Source organism: Vibrio sp. 1288 (genome assembly GCF_033344475.1).
In genome coordinates, this window is the sequence record NZ_JAWPOX010000832.1 from 1 (window position 1) to 589 (window position 589).

General features: G+C 37.9%; 1 protein-coding gene. It reads left to right on the forward strand.

Annotation, left to right across the window (positions count from 1 at the left end):
- On the forward strand, window positions 1-226 hold a 226-nt coding region (locus R8O11_RS29620; protein ID WP_318195179.1), incomplete at its 5' end, for a YqiA/YcfP family alpha/beta fold hydrolase.
- Window positions 227-589 lie beyond the last annotated feature (363 nt).

Here is a 589-nt window from a genome sequence, read left to right on the forward strand (position 1 = left end):
AGAAGAATACGAAGATATTGCAACGAAGTGTGTAGATCAGTTCAGAGCTAAAAACCAAGGGCGCTGTTTAGTGATTTTGTCGAAAGAAGATGAAATTCATGACAATACAAAAACGGCTTCTGAGTTAGAAAAGCACTACGACATTATCTGGGATGAATCGCAGTCACATAAGTTCAAGAAAATCTCTCAGCATCTTCAAGCGATGAAAGAGTTCAAAAATACCTAGTACGCAAAACTCATTGTTTACGATTTAAACAGCACTGCTTGCAGTGCTGTTTTTCAATCTGTCCCATTTCGCTTTTTGCTGGATTACTCCAGCTCACATTTTCAGCCGTTTAAAGGCAAGAATATTGTGTTCTTTCTATGGTTTTCTTCCTGATGAACTATGTGGCACGAATATCTTGTTGTAGAGTCGTCGAAAAGTAGTCAATCCGCATCCAGAGTAAGGATTTTGGTTGCCTTCAAAGGATGGCTCTATATAATGAACCAGACTAAAATAATTTGATAAATATCAAAAAAAATTGAGAGCGAGTGAGAAACTTGCCCACTTTTGTCTGGAATCGTATGTTTCAGGCGATGTAAATGATGC